The sequence below is a fragment of the Candidatus Pelagibacter bacterium nBUS_30 genome, from assembly GCF_051201245.1.
Classification (GTDB): domain Bacteria; phylum Pseudomonadota; class Alphaproteobacteria; order Pelagibacterales; family Pelagibacteraceae; genus Pelagibacter.
In genome coordinates this window covers 881,207-904,894 of record NZ_CP172842.1, presented here as the reverse complement: position 1 = coordinate 904,894, position 23,688 = coordinate 881,207, and the positions used below count along the sequence as shown (strand labels likewise).

At 28.6% G+C, this 23,688-nt stretch carries 24 protein-coding genes; 12 read left to right on the top strand and 12 right to left on the bottom strand.

Going from position 1 to position 23,688, the window contains the following annotated elements; translation table 11 throughout:
- Positions 1-5 precede the first annotated feature (5 nt).
- The 3 genes from fdhD to ACIJYE_RS04940 are packed head-to-tail and all read right to left on the bottom strand — an operon-like array spanning position 6 to position 1,724.
- Positions 6-845, bottom strand: coding sequence for a formate dehydrogenase accessory sulfurtransferase FdhD (gene fdhD / locus ACIJYE_RS04950; protein WP_435089687.1), 840 nt, complete (start codon positions 843-845; stop codon positions 6-8).
- A gap of 3 nt (positions 846-848) precedes the next feature.
- The gene (locus tag ACIJYE_RS04945; RefSeq protein WP_435089686.1) at positions 849-1,325 is read right to left on the bottom strand and encodes an HPP family protein; all 477 of its coding nucleotides are present in this window, start codon (positions 1,323-1,325) and stop codon (positions 849-851) included.
- Positions 1,326-1,724 carry an iron-sulfur cluster assembly scaffold protein gene (locus ACIJYE_RS04940; protein WP_435089685.1) on the bottom strand — a complete coding sequence of 133 codons (399 nt, stop codon included), beginning with the start codon at positions 1,722-1,724 and terminating at the stop codon, positions 1,326-1,328.
- A gap of 43 nt (positions 1,725-1,767) precedes the next feature.
- Between ACIJYE_RS04940 and mobA the strand changes: the two genes are divergently transcribed.
- Genes mobA through ACIJYE_RS04910 form a run of 6 tightly spaced genes read left to right on the top strand, consistent with a single transcriptional unit; the run spans position 1,768 to position 7,967 of the window.
- Positions 1,768-2,376 (top strand): molybdenum cofactor guanylyltransferase, encoded by a 609-nt coding sequence (gene mobA, locus ACIJYE_RS04935; protein WP_435089683.1) that lies wholly within the window; start codon positions 1,768-1,770, stop codon positions 2,374-2,376.
- Positions 2,369-3,613 (top strand): molybdopterin molybdotransferase MoeA, encoded by a 1,245-nt coding sequence (locus ACIJYE_RS04930; protein WP_435089682.1) that lies wholly within the window; start codon positions 2,369-2,371, stop codon positions 3,611-3,613. Before mobA ends, ACIJYE_RS04930 begins: the two co-directional genes overlap by 8 nt.
- Before the next feature lie 51 nt (positions 3,614-3,664).
- Positions 3,665-4,570 (top strand): DMT family transporter, encoded by a 906-nt coding sequence (locus ACIJYE_RS04925; protein WP_435089681.1) that lies wholly within the window; start codon positions 3,665-3,667, stop codon positions 4,568-4,570.
- 4 nt (positions 4,571-4,574) lie between these two features.
- On the top strand, positions 4,575-5,792 hold the full coding sequence (locus tag ACIJYE_RS04920; protein WP_435089680.1) for an aminopeptidase P family protein: 1,218 nt from the start codon (positions 4,575-4,577) through the stop codon (positions 5,790-5,792).
- A 5-nt stretch (positions 5,793-5,797) separates the two neighbouring features.
- Complete coding sequence (locus ACIJYE_RS04915) at positions 5,798-6,913, top strand: serine/threonine protein kinase (protein WP_435089678.1); 1,116 nt, start codon at positions 5,798-5,800, stop codon at positions 6,911-6,913.
- Between the two features lies 1 nt (position 6,914).
- Positions 6,915-7,967 carry a threonine aldolase family protein gene (locus ACIJYE_RS04910; protein ID WP_435089676.1) on the top strand — a complete coding sequence of 351 codons (1,053 nt, stop codon included), beginning with the start codon at positions 6,915-6,917 and terminating at the stop codon, positions 7,965-7,967.
- Here ACIJYE_RS04910 and ACIJYE_RS04905 read toward each other — a convergent pair.
- On the bottom strand, positions 7,960-8,187 hold the full coding sequence (locus tag ACIJYE_RS04905; RefSeq protein WP_435089674.1) for a hypothetical protein: 228 nt from the start codon (positions 8,185-8,187) through the stop codon (positions 7,960-7,962). The two genes, ACIJYE_RS04910 and ACIJYE_RS04905, sit on opposite strands and share 8 nt — an antisense overlap.
- Before the next feature lie 174 nt (positions 8,188-8,361).
- Here ACIJYE_RS04905 and ACIJYE_RS04900 point away from each other — a divergent pair, with 174 nt between their 5' ends.
- The 5 genes from ACIJYE_RS04900 to ACIJYE_RS04880 all read left to right on the top strand — a co-directional run bounded on the left by ACIJYE_RS04900 (position 8,362) and on the right by ACIJYE_RS04880 (position 13,323).
- Positions 8,362-8,658 (top strand): DUF3303 domain-containing protein, encoded by a 297-nt coding sequence (locus tag ACIJYE_RS04900; RefSeq protein ID WP_435089673.1) that lies wholly within the window; start codon positions 8,362-8,364, stop codon positions 8,656-8,658.
- 212 nt (positions 8,659-8,870) lie between these two features.
- A complete protein-coding gene (locus ACIJYE_RS04895) occupies positions 8,871-9,794 on the top strand; it encodes an NADP-dependent oxidoreductase (RefSeq protein ID WP_435087673.1) in 924 nt (307 codons plus the stop codon).
- Between the two features lie 412 nt (positions 9,795-10,206).
- Positions 10,207-11,595 carry a class I SAM-dependent methyltransferase gene (locus tag ACIJYE_RS04890; RefSeq protein WP_435089671.1) on the top strand — a complete coding sequence of 463 codons (1,389 nt, stop codon included), beginning with the start codon at positions 10,207-10,209 and terminating at the stop codon, positions 11,593-11,595.
- Positions 11,592-13,100 (top strand): hypothetical protein, encoded by a 1,509-nt coding sequence (locus ACIJYE_RS04885; RefSeq protein WP_435089669.1) that lies wholly within the window; start codon positions 11,592-11,594, stop codon positions 13,098-13,100. Before ACIJYE_RS04890 ends, ACIJYE_RS04885 begins: the two co-directional genes overlap by 4 nt.
- Positions 13,090-13,323 (top strand): hypothetical protein, encoded by a 234-nt coding sequence (locus ACIJYE_RS04880; protein WP_435089668.1) that lies wholly within the window; start codon positions 13,090-13,092, stop codon positions 13,321-13,323. Before ACIJYE_RS04885 ends, ACIJYE_RS04880 begins: the two co-directional genes overlap by 11 nt.
- A gap of 39 nt (positions 13,324-13,362) precedes the next feature.
- On the opposite strand, the gene ACIJYE_RS04875 is transcribed toward ACIJYE_RS04880, so the two are convergent.
- Positions 13,363-14,430, bottom strand: coding sequence for a radical SAM protein (locus tag ACIJYE_RS04875; protein ID WP_435089666.1), 1,068 nt, complete (start codon positions 14,428-14,430; stop codon positions 13,363-13,365).
- 143 nt (positions 14,431-14,573) lie between these two features.
- Between ACIJYE_RS04875 and ACIJYE_RS04870 the strand changes: the two genes are divergently transcribed.
- Positions 14,574-14,780, top strand: coding sequence for a SlyX family protein (locus tag ACIJYE_RS04870; protein WP_435089665.1), 207 nt, complete (start codon positions 14,574-14,576; stop codon positions 14,778-14,780).
- 9 nt (positions 14,781-14,789) lie between these two features.
- On the opposite strand, the gene ACIJYE_RS04865 is transcribed toward ACIJYE_RS04870, so the two are convergent.
- The 7 genes from ACIJYE_RS04865 to ACIJYE_RS04835 all read right to left on the bottom strand — a co-directional run bounded on the left by ACIJYE_RS04865 (position 14,790) and on the right by ACIJYE_RS04835 (position 23,673).
- Positions 14,790-16,100 carry an MFS transporter gene (locus ACIJYE_RS04865; protein WP_435089664.1) on the bottom strand — a complete coding sequence of 437 codons (1,311 nt, stop codon included), beginning with the start codon at positions 16,098-16,100 and terminating at the stop codon, positions 14,790-14,792.
- A gap of 57 nt (positions 16,101-16,157) precedes the next feature.
- Positions 16,158-17,018: a DMT family transporter gene (locus tag ACIJYE_RS04860; protein WP_435089663.1), complete on the bottom strand. Its 861-nt coding sequence runs from the start codon at positions 17,016-17,018 to the stop codon at positions 16,158-16,160.
- Complete coding sequence (gene gshB / locus ACIJYE_RS04855) at positions 17,015-17,941, bottom strand: glutathione synthase (RefSeq protein WP_435089662.1); 927 nt, start codon at positions 17,939-17,941, stop codon at positions 17,015-17,017. Before gshB ends, ACIJYE_RS04860 begins: the two co-directional genes overlap by 4 nt.
- On the bottom strand, positions 17,931-19,226 hold the full coding sequence (locus tag ACIJYE_RS04850) for a glutamate--cysteine ligase (protein ID WP_435089661.1): 1,296 nt from the start codon (positions 19,224-19,226) through the stop codon (positions 17,931-17,933). The genes gshB and ACIJYE_RS04850 overlap by 11 nt, the downstream gene beginning before the upstream one ends.
- A gap of 70 nt (positions 19,227-19,296) precedes the next feature.
- Positions 19,297-20,778, bottom strand: coding sequence for an amidophosphoribosyltransferase (gene purF, locus ACIJYE_RS04845; protein ID WP_435089660.1), 1,482 nt, complete (start codon positions 20,776-20,778; stop codon positions 19,297-19,299).
- A complete protein-coding gene (locus ACIJYE_RS04840) occupies positions 20,732-21,277 on the bottom strand; it encodes a CvpA family protein (protein WP_435089658.1) in 546 nt (181 codons plus the stop codon). Before ACIJYE_RS04840 ends, purF begins: the two co-directional genes overlap by 47 nt.
- Positions 21,277-23,673, bottom strand: a complete 2,397-nt coding sequence (locus tag ACIJYE_RS04835; RefSeq protein ID WP_435089656.1) for an efflux RND transporter permease subunit — start codon at positions 23,671-23,673, stop codon at positions 21,277-21,279. The genes ACIJYE_RS04840 and ACIJYE_RS04835 overlap by 1 nt, the downstream gene beginning before the upstream one ends.
- Positions 23,674-23,688: the final 15 nt, after the last annotated feature.

Genomic DNA, 23,688 nt, shown 5'->3' with positions numbered 1-23,688 from the left:
TTTTTTTAGCCCACAATAACTTTTTTGTTATTTGTGTAAATATTAAAACTGTCTCTCTTTACGAAACCTATTAGGGTCATGTCAAATTTATTCGCTAAATCAATAGCAAGACTAGTTGGCGCACCAACACCAATCATTATGCCAATATTGGTCATTAAAACCTTTTGAACTAACTCAAAATTTAATCTACCGGAACATGTTATAAATTGGGATTTAGGATCTAATTGTTGATTAACCAATACACTTCCTACGAGTTTATCTAGAGCATTATGTCTTCCCACATCTTCTCTTAATTCAACTAAATCTCCATTAGAATTAAAAAGACCGCTAGCATGAATTCCGCCTGTCTTACTAAACTCTGATTGATTATCTCTTAGTGTATTAGGTGATTGAATAATGACTTCTTTTGAAATTTGAGGCTCTAAAGAGTTCGTTTTATCATTTTTGATTATCTCAAGAGCATCTAAAGATGACTTGCCACAAACACCACAGGAAGAATTAGTTAAAAAATCTCTTTTGATTTTAGAAATATTAACATTCTCAGAATTATTAATAGTCGCTAAAATTTTATTTTGAATATTATATTGTCCAACTTTATCTCCATAACTTGCTATAGATTCGATATCTTTAATATCTTTAACAATTTGTTCATTAAATAAAAAACCTCTAACCAAATCTTCATCATTACCTGGGGTTCTCATAGTTATAGATAAATTTTGTGTAATCCAATCATTCTGTTTTTTAAATTTTAAAGAAATTTCTAATGGTTCTTCAATTGAAACTAAATCATCAACTTGTTCAAACTTGCCTGAATTAAATCTTAAAATTTTATATTTTGAGCTCATAATTTATTTTAAGGGATAGTTTTTTTTTAGAATAAATTTATTAATTAAAATTGCTAATAACAAAATTAAAATACATCCAAAAATTATTGGATTAATTAAATATTCATAAGACACACTTCCAATTATAACTATAATAGGATTACCACCAGCAGGAGGGTGAACTATATTTAGTAAGATCATAAAAAAAATTCCAGCTCCAACAGCTAAAGCAATGTTAATATAAATTGGAAGTGGAATATAATTTACAAAAATTATACCCACTAAAGTAGTTACAAGATGACCAAAAAAAACATTTTTAGGTTGAGCAAAAGGGCTTTCAGGAAAACCAAATAATAAAACCATAGAGGAACCAAATGATCCTGCTAAAAAATATCCTAGTGTGCTTTTATAAGTAAGCACAGTCAATACACCAATAGTAAATGCAGAAAAAAAACCTGCTATCAATGCTTTTTGTAAAATTGGCTTAGTAATTTTTATCATCTAAATTTTTAAAGCTTTTAAAACAGTTTTTAAAGGAAGTAACAAACACTCTTTTCTTGCAAGGTTTTTTTTATCTAATATTTCTTTAAAATCATTCCAGTGTTTCTCTATATTAATTTTAACATCAGCAAATAATTTTTCACTATTAGTGATAAAATCCTTAATTTCTTCTACGCTCTTATCTTTTACTTTTCTAGAGAGCAAACTAACTGAAGCCTGACAATAAATGCAAGATTTGCACTGATAACCCATATCTTTAATTACATCATTTTTAACTACCAAGCTTATCTCCATTTCATCACCACATAATGGATTTTTATTTTTTGACTTATGAGTAAAGTTTTCAATAATTTTATTATGTTCGGTATAAGAAGCTATTTCTAAAATTCTAAGATCCATTTTATTTCTTTAATTCAAGTTTTAATGTTTTATATTTTGATAAATGGATCATAACAATATTTTAGGAGTAGTACTAGCAGGTGGAAAGTCCCAAAGGTTTGGAGAAGATAAATGCCAAGTTAAACTAGGAGATAAATTGTTAATTGATTATATTTTATCAGAAATAATTGATGAATTTGAGGAAGTATTAATAATCACAAATAACTCAATTGATTTTAAAAAATCAAAAAAAATCTCACTAATTAATGATTTTAAGAAAAACTTAGGACCGCTTGGAGGGGTTTTGACAGCCATGAAATGGGTTAAAAAGAATAATAAAAACTATCAATGGATATCTACCTTTCCTGCCGATACCCCTTTTTTTAAAACACATATATTAAAAGAGTTTTTGCAGACCATAAATTTTAGTGAGAGTAAACTTTTCTTTATCAAATCAAATAACACTCGACATAATATATTTGGACTTTGGTCTATTGATTTATTGGAAAAATTAGAAGAAGATTTAGAAAAAGGAGAGAGAAAGGTTGAAATTTGGGCTAATAATATAGGAGTTAAATCAATTGATATACATTTTAAAAATAAAGACCCATTCTTTAATATTAATACCAAAGAAGAATTAGCAACAGCTGAAGAAATTTTAAAAAATGATTAGTTATCAAACCTCAAAAAAAATTTTAAAAAAAGCAATTATCAAAATTAAAGATGAAGATATTAAGAGTACGAACTCTTTAAATAGAATTTTATCAACAAATGTTTATTCTAATATCAATTATCCTTCAGGAGATAATGCGGCTTTTGATGGTTATGCAATAAATTCTAATGATACAAAAAAAATAAAAAAAAATTCACCTGTAAATTTTGAAATTATAGGATCTATTGCTGCAGGGGCAAAACCTTTTAAAAAAAAAATTAATAAATTTGAAACTATAGAGATAATGACTGGTGGTATAATTCCAAAAGGCTTTGACACTATAATTCCAATTGAACAAATTGTTTTTAACTCAAGTAAAAAATATATTTTGATTAATCAAAAAGTTAAAAAATATAATCATGTAAGATTTGCAGGCTCTGATTACAAAAAAAATGAATTAGTTGTAAAAAAAAATACAATCATTCAAGCTAATCATATTTTAGCTTTTAAAACATTGGGTATTAAAAATATTAAAGTCAAAAAAAAGATAAATATACTATTTTTCTCTACTGGAAATGAAATATCAAATAAAGACGATATTCCTGATTGGAAAGTCAGGAATTCTAATAGCCATTACATCAAAAACTTAAATGAAAACTTTTTGTTTAATTTTATTGATGGTGGAATTTTAAAAGATAGTCATTACAAAATTTTTAAATCAAAAATTACCAAAACACTTAACTCTAAAACGGATATCATTATTACTTCTGGTGCAGTTTCTGCTGGAAAATTTGATTTTATTCCCAGCGTTATAAGGTCTTTTAAATTAGATCATTTCTTTAAAAATGTAGCAATTAGACCTGGCAAACCTATTTTGTTTGCTAAGATTAAAGGTAAACAAAAAGCAATTTTTGGATTACCTGGAAATCCAATGTCTTCTGCTGCTTGTTTTAGATTTTTTGTATATCCTTATATAGAAAACATATTAGGTTTAAAAAACGAAAAGCCTCTCAAAGCTATATTAAAAAATGATTTCCTGAAGAAGAAGAATTTTACTAGATTTGCAAAAAGTAAATTAAACACAACTAAAAATGGAAAAATAGAAGTTAAAATTCTTAAAGGACAAGAGTCTTTTAGAATTAAATCATTTGTAAAATCAAATATTTGGGCATTATTGCCAGCAGGTAAGACTAGATTTAAAAAAGGGGAAATTGTTGATTGTTTTTTCCCCAACCACTCTAATTCAGCCTTAGCATAAGCATAGTCATTTTTGTTGTAGTTAAATCTATTTAGAATTAAATATCTGAATATGTTTGAGCTTAGAAATCCTAAAACTGCTGTCCCTGTTGTTTTGTTTGCTGGTCTAATATGGTCTTTTGGACCGTTGGTTGTTAGATATATGGATGATCCACATTTGATTCCTTGGCAATATATTTTTGGAAGAGGACTGACAATTTTTATTTTATTAAATTTGTACTTATTTTTTGAAGAAGGCAAAAAATTTTATAAAAATTATTTTAGAATGGGTGTCTCAGGTTTAATTGGAGGTTCAGGGCTTGGAATAGCAATGATTTCATTTATGTTTTCAATTACAAACACTAGTGCAGCAGTAACTTTACTTTGTTTAGCAGCAATGCCTTTTTTTACTGCTTTGCTTGCTTTTTTATTTTTAAAAGAAAAAATCTCTTTAAACGTCTGGATTTCAATCATCATCGCAACAATTGGTATCGGGATCATGGCTGTTGGTAATACCTCAGAATCTTCTTTAATTGGATTTGTCTTTGGAATGACATCTTCTATAGGGTTTGCAGTTTTTTCTGTAACATTAAGATGGCGAAAAGAAACACCAAAATTTACAACGACTGCATTTGCTGGTTTCTTTTGTTTTATATTTGCTTCAATAGTAATTTTAAGTAACGACTATGTTTTTTTTGCAACAAGTTATAATAGTTCACTTTTTTCTCTTCATGGCACTCTTGTTTGTCTAGGATTAATTTTATATTCAATTGGATCTAAAGCTATACCTGCGGCTGAATTAACTTTATTATCTTTAACTGAAGTAATAGGTGGAATATTTTGGGTATGGCTACCTATATTTGGTATTAATGAAATACCAGCAACCAACACTATTATTGGTGGTTTCTTTCTTTTTATATCTCTTACGTATTATAGTTTGGTAATGAGATGGAACAAAAGATATATCGGATTAAATTAATTTTATGGAAAGACCAGATTTTTTTACTTTAAAAAACGGAGAGAAGGTTAAACTTCCTTTTTCAAATGCTGAATACGATAGAAGAGTTAACAATCTAAGAACTATAATGGATAAAAATAATCTTGATATGGTTATTTTAACATCTATGCATAACATTGCATATTATACAGGATTCATTTATTGTTCTTTTGGTAGACCTTATGGCTGCATAGTAACAAAAAATAAAATTTCAACAATCTCAGCAAACATTGATGCTAGCCAACCTTGGAGAAGATCACACTGCGATAATGTGATTTATACAGATTGGAAAAGAGATAATTTTTTAAGAGCTATAGTTTCTATTATTGGAAGAGATGATCCTCCAAAAAATATTGGTTTAGAAAACGATCATGTCACTCTAGATATGAGAGAAAAAATAGGGTCTATTTTTACATTTTCTGTTTTCAGCAACATTTCAAAGGATTTGATGCAACTAAGAATGATTAAATCCAATGAAGAGATTGAAATTATTAAAAATGGAGCAAGAATTGCTGATTTAGGTGGAGAAGAAATTGTTAAAAATATCAAAGAGGGTAATACAGAAATTGAGATAGCAATTGCAGGTCGTGATCAAATGGAACGTGAAATTGTAAAATCATATCCAGATGCGGAATATATGGATACTTGGGTTTGGTTTCAGTCAGGTATTAATACTGATGGTGCACACAATCCAAAGACAAATAAAAAACTAATTAATGGAGATATTTTATCACTTAATACTTTTCCAATGATTTCAGGATACTATACGGCTCTCGAGAGAACATTATTTTTAGAACATGCAGATGATGCATCATTAAAAGCTTGGGAAGCAAATGTTAAAGTTCACAAAAGAGGTTTAGAGCTTATTAAACCTGGTGTAAAATGTTCTGATATTTGTCACGAGCTAAATGAACTGTTTGCAGAACTAGGATATCTGCATTACCGAACTTTTGGATATGGACATTCTTTTGGGGTTCTTTCTCATTTTTATGGAAGAGAAGCAGGATTAGAACTTAGAGAAGATATTGACACTGTCCTTGAAGAAAACATGGTTATCTCAATGGAACCGATGATAATGATACCTGAAGGAAATCCAGGAGCAGGTGGGTATAGAGAACATGATATATTGGTAATCGGTAAAGATGGCGCAGAAAACATCACAAAATTTCCTTTCGGGCCTGAACATAATATTATAAAAAATTAAAAATTATGAGTGATAACAAAACTATTGTTAATAGTTGGAATGAGTGGGATCCATTAAAACATGTGATCGTAGGAAGAGCTGATGGAACTTGTATACCAGCTCCAGAGCCAGCACTTGATGCTAAAGTTCCTGAAGATAGTGACATGAGAGGTCAATTTGGCCCAAGAACTAAAGATACAGTGGATAAAGCAAATCAACTCTTAGATGATTTTTCAAATATGCTAATTAAGAAAGGAGTTAAAGTAGACAGACCAACTCCAATTGATTTTAATAAAAAAACTTCTACACCTGATTGGGAAGCAGAAACAATGTTTGGTTGTATGCCACCGAGAGATGTTTTGCTTACTGTTGGTAATGAAATTTTAGAAGCAACAATGAGTTATCGTTGTAGATGGTTTGAGTACCTTTGTTACCGTCCTTTGCTTCAAGAGTATTATAATCAAGATCCTAATATGAGACATGAGTCAGCTCCAAAACCAAGGTTAACAGATAAAGATTATCGAAAAGATTATTTGTCAGATAAAATTGGTATTCAAAAAAGATTAGAATGGACGGAAGATAAATTTTTTGTAACCACAGAAGAGGAACCTTTATTCGATGCAGCTGACGTTTTAAGATTTGGAAAAGATTTAGTTGTGCAACATGGTTTTACAACTAATTTAAAAGGAATTAATTGGTTAAAAAGACATTACAAAGATCATAGAGTTCATGCGGTTAATTTTCCAGGGGACCCTTATCCAATTCATATAGATGCTACTTTTACGCCAATTAAAGAAGGTTTAATTATAAATAATCCTCAAAGAAGATTACCTAAAGAGCAAAGAAAATTATTTGAAGATAATGGATGGGAAATTGTTGATAGTGCACAACCAGCACATAATGAACCTCCACCTTTGTGTTATTCTTCAACATGGTTATCGATGAATGTATTAGTGCTAGACCCTAAAACAGTTTGTGTTGAAAAAAGTGAGGTATATCAACAAGAGCAATTAGATAAACTTGGAATGGAAGTTATACCAGTTGAGCTTAGGGATGCCTATGCTTTTGGTGGAGGATTGCATTGTTGCACAGCAGATGTTTATCGAGAAGGTACTCTAAAGGATTATTTCCCAAAACAATAATATGGCTAAAATTAAAACAAAAAGGGAGCGAGTAAAGTTCGCATCAGATAATGTTGCTGGTGCTTGTCCAGAAGTATTAGATGCAATTTTAAAAGCAAATGACGGTGACAGTACCCCTTATGGAAACGATCAAATATCAACTGAATTACAGGACAAATTTTCAGAAATATTTGAAAAAGAGGTAATAGTTTTTCCAACTGCTTCAGGAACCGCTGCCAATGCATTAGCTCTATCTACAATGACACCATCATTTGGTAATATTTATTGTCACAAATTATCTCATATAAATACAGATGAATGTGGTGCTCCTGAATTTTATACAGGGGGAGGAAAATTAGTTGCTTTACAAGGTGTTGATGGAAAAATTATAGCTGATGAATTGGACCAATCTATTGGAGGTAAAGGAATAGTACATCACACTCAACCTTCATCTGTAAGCATTACCCAAGTTTGTGAAACTGGAGAGGTATATCAAATAGATGAAATTAAAAAAATTTCAGACGTTGCTCATAAACATAATCTAAATATGCATATGGATGGAGCAAGATTTGCCAATGCTTTAGTTTCCCTTGATGTAACACCTGCTGAGATGACTTGGAAAGCAGGTATTGATGTATTGTCATTTGGAGCAACTAAAAATGGTTGTCTTGCAGCAGAAGCAATAGTCTTCTTTAAGAAAGACATAGTTGGTAATATTGCATTTTTAATGAAAAGAGCAGGGCACTTATTATCAAAAATGCGTTTTGTTTCAGCTCAATTAGATGCCTATATTTCAGATGATGTCTGGTTAAGAAATGCAAAACATGCAAATAAAATGGGAAAAAAATTAAGTGAAGGATTGTCTAATCATTCAGATATTAAACTTTCATACCCAACAGAAGCTAATGAAGTTTTTGCAAAGTTTCCAAGAGACATGATCGAACATTTAAATTCAGAAGGTTATAAAATGAATGAAGACGAATTGGATGGAAAATCAACAAGACTAGTAACTGCTTGGAATACTCAAGATAGTGATGTCGATCAATTGTTAGAAATTTTAAAAAACTCTAACTAGGGTTTTGTTTTAAAAATTCAATATACTTTACAACTTCATCAAATTTCTCATCTGGAATATCTTTGTAGCTTGCATCGAAATGATCTTTGACACATATAGCTACATGAGCGTAGGGGTTTCTTCCTTTGGGATGATTTGGATGGTCTGGTAGCTGCCCCACCAAATAATCGCCAGCTTCCTGTATCATTTTCCACAGTTTACTTGCGTTTTCTTTGTTCACATTACCTCAATTCTTGATTTATCTCTTCATTATCGAGTTATTATCGAGTTATCCTATAAAATCCTATATCTAAATTCAATAAGACTGAGGCGTGGCCATCTACTATTTTTGCTGTTAGGTTAAAAGTAGATAAATACAAATAATAACTTAACCAAGGATAATAAAATGATTTTCATGTGTACATATCAATTAGATCGAGACAAGCAAGCAGAGACACAAGCTTTTTTTGCAAATATGACTGATGAGCAAATTGCTGGAGAATACCCTGCTGATGTAAAACAAATTGGTCGTTGGCACGATGCAGCTAATGGAAGTGGCTTAATAATAGTTGATACAGATAATCAAGAATCGCTAACAGGATGGATCATGGGTTGGTCTGGGGCATGTACTTTTCCTATCGTTAAACCAGTATTGGATGATGCTAATGCAAGAAAAGCTATTAAGGCTATGATTGCTAATCAAAAAGGTTAATCAAAAAAATTTAGTTACCCTTATTCAAGAGGGTAACTAAAAAAACTGAGAACCATGATCTCTAAAAGTTTTTTCATAATTCAAAACCCTACCAAACCTCTAATCAGGTGTCTAGGTGATGGAGTGGTTGTTATTTAATAAAATATATACTACATAGCTTTCTTTATGTTTTGATATATTTTAAAAAATTATTTAATTAAAAAGGATACACAATGAAAGCTGTCGTTTATAAAGATTATACTGCCAATATTGAAATTATTGATATTGAAAAGCCAAAACTTCAAGATAAGTCTGTCCTAGTAGAAGTGCATGCTGCTAGTATTAATCCGATCGATAATATTCTACATGCAGGTTATCTAAAAGAAATGCTAGAGCTTAGCTTTCCCCACGTTATGGGCTACGATGTTTCAGGCAAAGTAGTCGAGGTTGGTAAAGATGTACTTAATGTCAAAGTTGGTGATGAAGTGTTTGCTCGTCCCAATCAAGAAGACGCTGGCTCTATTGCTGAATTCGCTCGTATTCAAGAAAATGAACTTGCTATTAAACCAGAAAATCTAAGCCATATAGACGCGGCATCTGTCCCACTAGCGGGTTTGACAGCATGGCAGGCATTAGTTACGAAAGGTAATATTAAGCAAGGTGACAAAGTGTTGATTCACGCTGGTTCAGGTGGTGTTGGAACGCTTGCCATCCAAATTGCAAAACATTTTGGGGCAACAGTTGCTACGACTACAAGTTCTAAAAATACTGAACTAGTTAAAAGTTTGGGAGCTGATCTAATAATTGATTATAGCACCCAGTCATTTGAAGATGAATTGTCTGATTATGATTTAGTCTTTGATATGATCGGTGGTGATGTACTTGCTAAGTCTTTCAAGGTTTTAAAAAAGGGAGGTACTCTGATTTCTATTAAGGGTCAAGATACTGAAAACCTTGCTAAAAAATATGGTGTAAACTTTGAATGGTTTTTCATGTCACCTGATGGAGCAATGCTAACAGAACTTGTAACATTAATTAGTCAGGGTACCATTAAGACTATCATTGATAGTACGTATCCAATGGAACAGGCTTCAGAAGCTTTTGGAAAACTAGCAGAAGGTCGAACCAAAGGTAAAATTGTTCTTACAATTAAATAGAGTTTAGATAATCAAGCTATTTAAGTTTAAATCCTGAACCTTGAGTCTATTTGCTTTAAAAATGGCTATTTGATTTATCTCTTTTAAATCGAGTTTAGCATCGAGTTTTTTAATTAAATTGATGAGTCTTTAAGCGATTTATTTCAAGCTAACTTTTTAATATCCGCATAAGTACTGTAGAATAGTGTAGGTGAGTGTAGGATAGGTTGAACCTCTAATCCCGTAAATAATCGCCAGCTTCCTGTATGATTTTCCAGAGTTTACTTGCGTTTTCTTTGTTCATAAATTTAAATAGACCGAGTTTTTTCAATGAAATTAATGAAGATAAAATCTTTAAAGTTATCAATAAAAATTAAACAGAGTTTAATAAGATTGCTTTAATTAATCATAAACATAATCTAAAATACATCGTATGTTGATTAAAAATTCATCATCTTTTAGAGATAATAAAGCTATAATTTATAATTCAACAGATAAGATATTTAGAAAAGTTGATAAATCTCTTAATATAGATTTTAGTGAATTTTTGAATTCAGATTTCTATAAAAATAATTTACCAAATATTATAAAAACGAAAATATTAAATGCCAGGGAATTAGATAATAATTCTATTCCAAATGAAAAAAATCATGTTTGGCTAGAGCATGAAAAATTAGAATATCTAATTTATCCTTATGAATTAACTTTTAATCAACTAAAAGACTCAGCAATTTTATTTTTAGATTTATATTTAGATGCATTAGAAGAGTCTTACGATATTATTGATGCATCAGCTTATAATATTCAATTTAAAAATAATAATCCTATATTTATAGATATGGGATCTTTTGCCAAATTGAAAAATAATTCAGAGATTTTATGGCATAAGCAATTTTGTGAAAATTATTTAGCACCACTTTTAATTAAGTCTAAAGCAGATATTAATTTCAATGATATTTTTAAAGGAAATTTAGACGGGATCGATTTAAAACTTGCTTCAAAAATATTACCTTTATCAACCTTTTTTGATTTTAATATAATAGCTAATATTCATCTTCATTCATTACTAAATTCAAAAATATCATCATCGACGCATATAAAAAAAAATAATTTAAAGGTACAAAAAATAAGTAAGAATAAAAAAAAATTAATAGCAATAGGTTTAAAAAAAACCATAAATAAACTTAAGTCAAAAAATAAATCATACTGGTCGACATATTCTAAGATTAATTCTTACTCAGAGCAAGAAACTATTAAAAAAGAAAAATATGTTGCTGAATTTGTTAAATCTCAAAATATAAGTTGTTTATTAGATGTAGGGTGTAATGATGGTCATTATTCAAAGATTTGCTTTAATAACAATGTTAAAAAAGTTGTAGGAATTGATAACGATCTAGATGCTTTGGATCGCGCCTATTTAAGATTTAAAAATAAAAAATTAAATTTTTATTCAATATATCAAAATTTTTCAAATCCCTCTTCAGGAATAGGATGGAATAGCAGAGAAAGATTAAGTTTTACTGAAAGATTCAAAGATAAATTTGATGGTGTAATTTGTTTAGCTTTGATGCATCATATTTGTATTGGTAAAAATGTTCCAGTAGAGATGTTTATTGAATATTTAGGAAATTTTTCTAAAAATTTTCTTTTAGAATTTGTTTCAGAAGATGATGACATGGTTAAAAATCTTTTGAGAAATAAAGAAAATCTTACGAAATATTATAATGTAGATTACTTGAAAAAAACTATAAGTAGAGATTATAGAATTGTCTCAGAGACCAAAATTACAGATAATCGCACCTTAATTCATTTCAAGAAATGAAAAATAAAAAAATAATTAGCTCTAATTTAATTTTATCTTTTTTTGGTATTTATTTATCATTTTTTTACTTTGGTTTAAGTCAGTATAATTATCCAGTCTATTTTTTTTTTGATATAATTAAATCAAGCTTTGTTTTATCTATAATTGTAGCTTCGCCATTGATATTAATTTTATTTATAAGTTCAAAATTTTATCATTTAAAAAAAATATTTATATCTATACTTGTCGGATTGTTATCATACATAGTTTTTCATTACTTAATTAGATTTTCTGATATAAATTATTATCATATTTTTATATTGATTTTTGATAATAAAAATCTTTTAATTAATGTAATATTTTATTTTTTTCCATTTATAATTCTATTCTTATATTCGCTGAAATTTTGTGAAAAAAAAATTTTTAAAATAAATAAATTTATTTTTATTTTACTTATAATATTAAATATTTTTTCTTTATATAGAACTTATGTTATTTATGTTTTAAATGATAATCAAAGTTACGAAATTTCTGATTACAAAAATTTTAAAGCAAATTCAGCTGACAATTTTAAATCTAATAAAAAAGTATTTATACTCCTTTTTGACGAATTTGATCAATCAATTTTTAATAAAAATTTTGAAAAATTTAACAACATCAAAAAGTTTTATAATACCTCTTATGTAAATAAAAAATTTTATAGTCCTGCTAAATTTACAATAGACTCAGTACCAGCAATACTTACAGGAAATTCTTCACAGAAAACAATTATTAAAAATGGTAAATTATTTGTAAAAAATTATGAAAATGAGATAGTTCACTTCAATCATGATAATTCGTTATTTAATATATATAATATCTCTTATAGCATTTTTGCTTACTATCATCCCTACTGTAAAATTTTTGAGGCAGAGACTTGTTATGATAAATTTTATTTTATGAAACAGAAAATTAGCTTAAAAGATTCTATCAAAATTTTATTAAATATTACTTATGTAGATAGATTAATAAATATTGATTTATTAATTGATAAATTTTCTAATACAAAAATCAAACCCTCAAAAGAAAATAATTTTTCAAAATTTATGATAGAGAATTCACTAAATTTTTTGAAGAATAATAGTGATATCATCTATATTCACTATCCATTTCCACATCCTCCTTTAAAAAAAAATATTATTAATTTCGATGAAAAAAATGAAACATTGTCTGATTATGAAAAAAATCTTTTTTTAGTTGATTATACATTTTTATTAATAAATAAATTTTTAGAAATGAATCAAGACTCATTATTAATTGTTTTATCAGATCATTGGCATAAAGACATAAGTGAAAAAAAAGCTTTGCCTACAGTATTTTTTTCCAAGATAATTGGAGATGATAATTATATTGAAGATAATAAAGAGAACAATTCCTCAAACATAAAAGGATTGATAAAAATGTTTTTTGAAAGTAAAATTAAATCTAACTATGATATTAAAAATTATTTTATATTAAGAAAAAATCACAAAACTTATGTCAGATAAATTACTAAATAAATTTTTTTTATTTATTATCATAATTCTTTGTATCACATCAGATGCTTATGCATATATAGATCCTGGTACTGGTTCTTTTATAATTCAATCAATATTAGCAATCGGTGGTGCTATTGTTTTTTATCTTGGTTATCCAATCAGAATTTTAAAAAATATTTATAACAGAATTTTTAAAAAAAAATCAGACTCGAAAGAAAATCAAACCAAATAGTAAAATTTGCATAATTAAACTATCAGACAACTTTTTAAGTTATGTAAAATATGAATGATCTTTATTAAGATCTAAATATTCATGAATTAATATATTTTTTAAATGGGATGTGCAATGATGCTTACAAGAAAGCTTTGGGCTGAGTTTATATATCCTCTTTTTAGTTTCCTCTGAAAACCAGAACTCTTTGAAGGATACATTTTTTATGCTGCCTAGAATACCAGCAGCAGTATAAGCTTTGTCTTGACATGTGTACACATTGCTATCCGCCCCAATAACAGGCCGATAAAGTATGAATGGGCATGTTTCATACAATTTATAAAACCTGTCATTAATATCATGATAATGATCAATAATTGTAAATTTTTTATCAATTAAATTTTTGCATTTAGTTAATTGATTTTTTACAATATTTTTTATTTTTAAATGATAATCATTACTCTCGAGAGTATTCCCAGTAATAACACCAGAGATTTTTATGTTTTTTACCCCAACATCTTTTAACTTCAAACATAATTCATAAATATGATTACAATTATTGTGATCAACAATAATAACACATCCAATTATACATTTTGTATTAGTAATGGTAAAATCACTAATATTTTTCAATAAATGAGAAAATGCATTGTGCTTTACTCCTCGTGCGTTTGCATAACTTTCATTATCATATCCATCAATAGAAATCCTTATCCAAGTTCCATATTTACGAAATGCTTCAGCCATATTGCCTTTTAAATTTGAACCATTAGTTAAAGAGGCAACTTTCACTCCACCTTTAGCTAACTTTTCAATTATTAAAGGTAATTTTTTGTATAATAGTGGTTCGCCTCCACCTGAAAATGTTACAGCTTTAACTCTCATTTCAATTATATCATCAGCAATTTCATTTAATTTTTCAAATGGAATCCTATCTGCCTCTTTCATTTGATTTCCAAGTTGAAGATTTGAATTTCGATAAGCACAATACCAGCAATCATGATTGCATATATTAATAGGCTTTATTCTAATATGAATTGGAGCTGTAATTTCTTTTTCTTTTAAAGCTTTTAATACTTTATCAAATTTGAAAATTTTATAATTACTGTATAATTCATTAAAGTTCATAAAATTTTATAAACTTTAGATTATTAATTTTACAAACAAATAAATTGATTTAAATCATGAGATTATCCTTATTTACATTTTTTAACTTATTATTTGATTTATCTCTCAATTAATCTTAAAAAATATTGTAAGCTGATCTTTGTATGGAAAATACAGTTAAAAAACTTGAGGAACAGGTAGCTTTTCTTCAGCATGAAATATCACAAATAAGTGATGAGCTTTATTCTCAACAAAAAGAGATTACAGAATTGAAGAAAGAAATTTCTAATTTTAAAAAAAGTATTAACGATTTAGAAAATGAAATTGGATCAAATGCTATCAAAGATGATCAAAAACCACCCCACTACTAAACTAAATTTCTAAAGAGGTTTGTTTTCTTCAACAACAGTTTCTATTGCAAGCTTAACAGGTTCTTCAATAGGTTCTGTTGTTGGGTTAAGTTCAATTCCTGCAGGTGTAATTGATTGAGGCATGGCAACAAATTGAGAGTCTGGGTTTTCAACAACAGGCCTTACTCTAGATCTGTAAATTCCATAAATTCCAATTAAAATATGAAAGAATAATAAAAAGATAAAGAAACCATTAGGGCCAACATAACCCATAAATAATGAGCATAAAAAAGGGCCACCCATAGCACCCATGCCAAAAGTAAATTGTAAACTGGCACCAGCAGCAACAAACTTTTCTTTTGGAATAAAGTCATTGGTATGAGCCAAAATTAATGAAAACATTGGTAAACTACAAAAAGAAAATAAAACTAAAAAAACATAAAACCAAAACTTACTTGTCGCTAAATCACCCGGTAAATACATTTGTCTTGAAGATAAAATTGCACAAAAAGCAAAAAAAGCTGCAGCAAAAGTTACAATGATGATAACTCTTCTTCTATCAAACATGTCAGATAATTTTCCAATAGGCCACTGTGATATAGCTCCAGATACTGCAAGCATAAAAGTAACTAAAGAAATTTGAAAAATAGAAAAGTTCATTGTTGTTGCGTACACTGCAAGTAAGGTGAATAATGCAGACTGGATAGTTCCATAAAAAAATGAACTAACCATTCCAAAAGGAGATGAAATATAAGCTTCCTGTAAAGACATTGTTTCAATTTTTTTAAAAGTTGGAGGTTTTCTTTTTGTAAGTAAAATTGGAATTAGAGCAGCTGAAGTAATAACTGAAATCAAAATGAAAGGTTCAAAGTTTATTGGATTGCTAAAGTTAAGAAAAAACATTCCAAAACCCATTGCACCATATAAGATGACCATATAAATTGATAAAACACTTCCTCTATTCTTGTTACTTGCTCTATCGTTTAACCAACTTTCAGCAACAGTATAAATAGAAACCATACTAATCCCTGTTAGAACTCTTAATAAAAACCACACAAAAGGATTTACAAAAACTGCGTGAACCAAAACAACTAGAGATGCAACCGATGCAAATGCAGCAAATACTCTAATGTGTCCAACACGTGAAATAATTAGAGGTATAGTTTTAGCTCCAATGAAATAGCCTACAAAATAACCAGACATCATAAATCCAGTTGCAGTTAAACTAAATTCCTCTTTAACAGCTCTGACTCCTAATAATGATCCTTGAAATCCATAGGCAAGCATAAGTGCTCCCATACCCAAAAATAGTGCCCATGAATTTTTTAATACTTTGTCCATATGATTCGACATCTATTTCTGATTTGTGGCCAAATCAAGTTAAATGTATTTATAGATTTATGATTTTTTAAGCTTAAGAAATGAGTGAATTGCTATTGTTAATATAATCACTGCACCCCCCTGAATGGTTTCAATACTAGGTTGTTCTTTAATAACCATCCAAACCCAGAAAGGACCAATAATAGTTTCTAATAAAAAGAATAGGTTTACCTCTTCAGCTGGAATAAACCTTGGAGCAATTGTCACTAATACAAAAGGAATAGCTACGCACATTACACACATTAAAGGCACAATAAATAAGTCTAGGTCAGCCAAAACATAAGACTCGATAAAAAACATCGCAAATATTGCAACAAACAATTTTCCAACTACAGCTGCTGGAACTAAATTCTTTTTCTTGGCAGATCTGATCGTTACTGCTCCAACAGCAAGTCCTAGCGCTGTAATAAAACCTAGAATATCTCCATAAATACTACCTAATTGTAAAGAATCATAAAATATGTAAACAGCAGCCATGAATGTAATGCCAATTGCAATCCAAGTTTTACTATCAGGCATTTCCTTTAAAAAAATTGCTCCTAAAATTGCAGATAGCATAGGAGCCATTGCAATCATAACCAATGTATTTGCAACATTAGTATTTTGGATCGAAACTACAAAAGTAATATTAGTGATAGAGAAGGTGATAATATAAATTAATCCATGACGCCCACTAGTAAAAAGCATCTTAAAAAAATTTAATTTATATATAATTAACATTCCAATCAAGACTGTAAAAAAAGGAATAGCTCCCCGATAAAAAACTAAACCCCAAGTATCAACATTGGATAATCTTATGAATAAACTATCAGGCGTGATAAACATCACCGCAACAAAAGCTAATAAAGACCCTTTTTGTTGATCTGAAAATGATTTCATGCCTTTAATTCTTTCCAAAAAGTTTTTGCATGATTGATACCTGACAAATCATATAAAGTTTTTAAACCTGTTGGAGAAGTAACATTGATATCTCCATTTAGTTTTTGATCAATAAAGTCAATTCCTGCAAAAAAAATATTTTCTTTTTTTAAATCTTTAGCGATTAATTTTGATATTTTATTTTCTGTTTTTGTTAATTGAATATTAATTGGTTTAGCACCTTTGCTCATATTACTTAGAAATGATCCTTTTTTTGGAACTCTTGATATTGCATCACACACCTTACCATTAATTAAAAAAACTCGTTTATCTCCTTTACTAATTTTAGGTAAATATTTTTGACACATTATATGATCATGTTTTTTAATAAATCGATTAATTAATTTTGAGTTAAATTTATTCAACAGATGAATATCGTTCCCACCATAACTATGGATTGGTTTTATAATTACTTTTCTATGTTTTTTAAAAAAATTTTTAATTTCATTAATGTTTTGAGTAAAAATAGTACTAGGCATATATTTTTGATATTTCACTGAATAAAGTTTTTCAGATACATTCCTTATTGAAGTAGGGTTATTAATAATTTTAACTTTATCTTTAATGGTATCTAGCATGTATGTTGCTGAAATATATTCGAGATTAAAAGGAGGGTCTTGACGAATTAGGATAAACTTACATTTTGTAAGGTTTAATTTTTGCTTCTTAAGTATTTTAAAAAACTTATTCTTTGAATAATCAAATTTGATAAAAAACCCTGAAGCCATTACTTTTGAATTAATTACTGATAAATCTTTTGGGTCATAATAAAATATCTTGTAGTTTTTATTTTGGATTTCATTTGCAAGAAAAACACTAGTATCTGAGATAGCGTTTAGTTTAGAGGGATGATTTCCTTGAACAGCAACAATTTTATTTATCATATAATTCACTTAAATCTTCGTTTTTAGAAAATTTACTAATCATATGATCTGCGTTAGTTGTTTTGTTTGCAATTACTTTTTGTAAGTGATTTAGAAATACTGTTTCATTTTTTCCATGTTTGTTTAAAATATCCCTATTTTCTAAACCTTTATTTGATAAATTTAACAAAGTACTCGCCCAATATAAAAGATCCTTGCCCATTAACTGTGTGTTAAATCCTTTTTGAGGAGCCTCAAGGTATGCGTTGATAATTTTATCCTTATCCCAATTTGTAATTACTTCATAAACCTCATCTAGATTACCGTAAAGCATACCAATGTTAAAAGCAGGTCCTGAACATAGACAGTCCCAGCCACAAGTATCCATAGATCTAAGTTCTATATATTTTTTCAATCTATTTTCAGTAAAGATTGTGCTTAAGTGCGTGGTTAAATCACTTTCAGTCGGTAGTCGGTTTCCAATTTCATCAATTTTACCGTCCATAAAATCCTTAAAAATATATTTTTTTCCAGAAATATAAGTGTCTTGATTTTGAATGAATAAAATTGGAAAATTAATAACAAACTCAGCATATTTTTCAAAATTTAAATTTTCAAAGAATAATTTTGGTAATCCACCTCTAGAAGTGCTTTGCCAAACTTTTGATCGGTAAGACAAATAATTGCTTTTCTTTTTTTCAACTATTGATGAGTTAGCAAATAAAGCAATAGAGATTGGAACAATCGAATTTACAATATTAAACTTTTTGATGAAATCTTCTTCAGAACTATAATCAATATTTAATTGAGTGCCACAAGTTCGATACATCATATCCAAACTAAGCTCACCACCTAAAGGCATATCTTTTGTCATTAGTTCATATCGTTGTTTAGGATTATTTGGAATTTCATCTAATTTTGATATGGGGTCAAATCCAGCACTTACAATATTAATGTCTAATTTTTGTGTGACTTGTTTTAATTCAAATAAATAATCCTGAGACTCTGCGCAAGCTTCATGAATATGGTTTAATTTATCTCCTGATAATTCTATTTGATTACCAGGTTCAAGAGTAATATTTTTTCCTCCCTTATTTAATCCAACAATATTTTCTTTTTCTAAAATTGGGTTCCAGCCAAATTCTAATAGTGCAGCAAACATTTCTTTTATTTTTGAATAATTAACTCGCTTATTATCTTTATTGTTAAAAAGAAATTTTTCGTGCTCAATTCCAATTCTAAAATCTTTTGTCTTTTTTATTCCAGATTTGAAATATTCTATTATTTGTTTTTTAGAATTAATCATAAATATCTTAAGTAATGTCTTTATTAAAAATTTAAAGATAATTATTAATAAAATTTATGTTTTTTTATATTTAATTGTTTGAAGCCGTGCTCAATAAAGATAATTGAGTAACTTTATTGTCTCCTAATTCATCTATTGGCTTAACTGGATAATCACCCGTAAAATAATGATCAGTTAATTGTGGATAGGTTTCATTTCTTTTCTCAAAACCAATTGCTTTGTATAATCCTTCAAGAGATAAAAATTTCAATGATTTAGCACCAATATATTCACAAATTTCATCATTAGTTTTATTAGCAGCTAGCAACTCTTTTTTTGTTGGGGTATCAACTCCATAAAAATCGGGGTATCTTATTTCTGGACAAGCTATTTTAACATGAACTTCTTTAGCGCCAGCATCATATAACATCTTAACAATTTTATGAGAGGTGGTTCCTCTAACCAACGAGTCGTCTATTAAAATAATTTTTTTATCTTTAATTGTTGTTTGATTTGCATTCAATTTTAGCTTAACTCCTAAACTTCTAATTTTTTGGCTAGGTTCAATAAAAGTTCTTCCAACATAATGATTTCTAATTAAACCATGTTCATAGTTCATCTTTAAATATTGAGCAAAACCAAGGGCAGCAGCATTTCCACTATCAGGAACAGGAACTACTATATCTGCTTCAACATCATTTTCTTTGGCAAGCTCAATACCAATATTTTTTCTGTGTTCGTAAGCAGTTTTACTATCAAGAATACTGTCAGGTCTTGCAAAATAAATATATTCAAAAACACACGGTCTGACTTTTTTAGGAGGAAAGGGTTTAATGCTAGTCAGCTCATCATTTTCAATTAATACTATTTCTCCATTTTCAACATCTCTTAAAAATTTTGCTCCAATAATATCTAATGCACAAGTCTCAGATGCTAAGACGTAGCTGTTACCTAATTTCCCGATAACTAATGGTCTTATTCCGTAAGGATCTCTAACTCCAATTAATGAATTTTGAGTTAACATGACTAATGCATAACCCCCTTGAATTTGAAATATAGCATCAACAACTTTATCAATTGTCTTTGGTCTTTTAGATTTTGCTATCAATTGAACAATAGTTTCAGTATCTGATGTTGTGTAAAAAATAGCACCATCTTCAACTAGTTTATTTCTTAGAGATATAGAGTTAGTTAAATTACCATTATGAGCAACACCAATACCTCCTGCATTAGTGTCTGCAAAAAAAGGTTGGATGTTCCTTAGTGTATTTTCTCCAGTTGTACTGTACCGGTTATGACCAATCGCATAGTTTCCTTCAAGATTCTTGAGAACTTTCTCTTTGTTAAAGTTATCTCCAACTAAGCCAAATCTTTTTTCTGAGTGGTATTTCTGACCATCAAACGATACAATTCCACATCCTTCTTGACCTCGGTGCTGAAGAGCATGAAGCCCAAGAGCTGTTAGTGCAGAAGCATCTTTTGCATTGCTCACACCAAATACACCACATTCTTCTTTTAACTTAGGATCAAAGTTCTTCAATTTTTTCTTTAGAATCTTGATATGTTTTTTCATTAGGAAATTCTTTTATGAGATAATTACTACCTTTTTCGAGGTAAGGAAAGATGTATGATTGATCTAAATTTAATGGCCATTTATCATAATTGTAGACAATATGAATTCCTGAAAATATGCAGACTGAAATAATATAAGCTCTAATAAATCCAAAAAAGAATCCAAACGTGGCATCAAGACTGCCAATACCTGTATAGCTTACTGCTTTACTTATTCCTTTATTAACAAATAAAATCAAAAAAATCACAACTACAAAAATTGAAATTCCAAGACCAATATCAAGTATGTATTCATTATCAATTATATCTTCAAAGTAAGGCCTAGCTCTTGGAAAAAGAATTAAAGTTATCACGTACGCTAATAACCATTTAGCCATAGAAAGAATACTTAACACAAAGCCTTTTTTGTAACATTTAATAAGTGATAAAATAGTTATTATTAAATATAAGATATCTATAATAGAGGCTTGCTGGTAAAAATCTTTTAAAAAATCAAACATTAAGATTGTTTACCGAATGGCTTCACAATTAAGATTAAAGATGGAAGTAAAGTTAAAACCGATATCATTGCAAGCAACATCGCTAGCCCTGTAAACATTCCAAAATAAATAGTAGGTATAAATTTTGATAAAATTAAAATAGAAAAGCCAAAAATAATGGTAACAGAAGTATTCAATATTGCAATACCAACTGTTGAGTGGCATATTTTTAAAGTTTTATTGTAATCTTTAAACTTATTAAATTCTTCTTTAAATCTATAAATATAGTGAATACTATTATCAACTGCAATTCCAATTGTTATAGCGGCAATAGTAATTGTCATCATATCTAATGGAATTCCAAGAAGACCAATAATTCCTAATATAAAAAATGCTGCAATAAAATTAGGGACCACTCCAATTATAGACAATTTAATATTTCTAAATAAAACTATAAACATTGAAAATATTCCAATCATCACTAAGCCTAAAGTTAAAATTTGTGATTTAAATAAGCTTTGCAGTAAATTATTGAATAGAATTAAAACTCCAGCTAACTTAAACTCATCTTTATTTAGTCCAATTTTATTTTGTAAATCAAAATTTATCTTTTTAATTAAATCATTTCTTCTTAAATTTTCCTGAGAATCTATTACTCTCAAACTTATTCTGGCCTCATTATTTTCAATCGAAAGATAAGGATCTATGATTTCTACTTTTATACTCTCAGGAATTTTTGAGTATAAAACACCCATTTCTAGTGTTCCAAGTGGTTTATTGTTATTTAGTTGAGTTGCAACATCTATTATAGATGAAAAGGATAAAACTTTTCCTATTTGAGGCAGACCATCTAAATAATTATGAACTAATGAAATTCTATCAATTTTATCTTTTGTAAACCAATATTTTTCCTCATTTCCACCTTCTGCATCCTCCCAATCATCAAACTCATCATCTTCTGTACTAGCTTCTTCCTTTTTAATTTCTGGAAATTTTAAAATAATATCAAGTGGTGTAGTTCCACCGAGCTCTTCATCTATCAACTTCATACCTTTATAGATTTCAGTGTTCTTATCAAAGTAATTGATGAAACTATTCTCAACTTCAAGCTTAGTGATGCCAATTACACTTAAAATGATAATCACACTGGTTATCCCAAAAATTGTTTGTCTGTTGTTCAAAGAAACCTGTCCTAAAAAAGCAGTAAATTTTGAGTTTTGCTCTTTTTGGATTGAGATGTTTTTTGTCGGAGCAAAGTTTAAGAGAGTAGGCAGTAAGGTAAAAGTTATAATAAAAGAAGTGATTAAACCAAAGGTCATCATCCACCCAAAATCAATAATAGGTTTAATTCCACTAAAGATTAAAGATAAAAAAGCAAAAATTGTAGTAAAGACTGTATATATTATAGGCCAAAACATTTTGTTAGTTGTTAATGAAATAATTTCAAAGTTATTCTTAGTTGGATAATCATTTTTTAATTGAAGAAAACGAGTACTCATGTGAATATTCATTGCCATTGTTAAAATTAACATTAGAGCAATAAAGTTTGAGGATATTACAGTTACTTTCCAACCAAGGATACCAAGCAAACCCATCATAATGACCACAGAGATTAAGCAGCTACTAATTGGAACTATGACCCATATTAATTTTCTAAAAACAAACCATAAAGTTGCTATAATAAATAAAAGAACTCCCAACCCAAATACAACAATATCACTTTTAATAAAAGTCATCATATCATCAGCAATCATTGGAATACCACCTAAGTATATTTTTCCAACATCGCCATAACTTTGAATAACTTGTCTAATTTCTAAAATATTTTCATGGTTTTTTTTCTTTAATTTGTCTTTATATGTTTCAATTTCTTCTTTTGATTTATTTTGGATGTTATCTAATTGATTATTTTCTTTGATAGTAACAATGATGCCGCTAGTTTTGCCATCTTCACTAATCACAAAATTTCTAAAAACTGGACTATTTAAAATTTCTTTAAAACCTCTATTTTTATCAACATCTTCATCTTTTAAGGTTTTAAAACTTTCTAAACGTTCTTGCAGAGGTGCATCAGAGTTATCCAATAGAGGAACATCTAAAAGTGTGATTACACTATGAACCCAACTTAAGCTTTGGATTTTATATTTTAAGCTTAAAAGATTATTAATTGAATTATCAGTTACCATTCCTTCATTGGGGGTATAGGTAAGAATTAAAAAATCTTTTGATCCATATCTTTCAGATACTTCTTCTAAATAAGCTAAGTCAGGATCACCTTCGATTAATAGAGTATCTGACGAGGCATCTAATTTAAAATCTTTGGAATAATAACCAAAACTGAGGATAGCAATTATAAGTATCCCAAATACTGCCTTTGGGTTCTTTAGAACCATATTTTGATACAAAGAAGCAAACATCAGATCTTTTATATT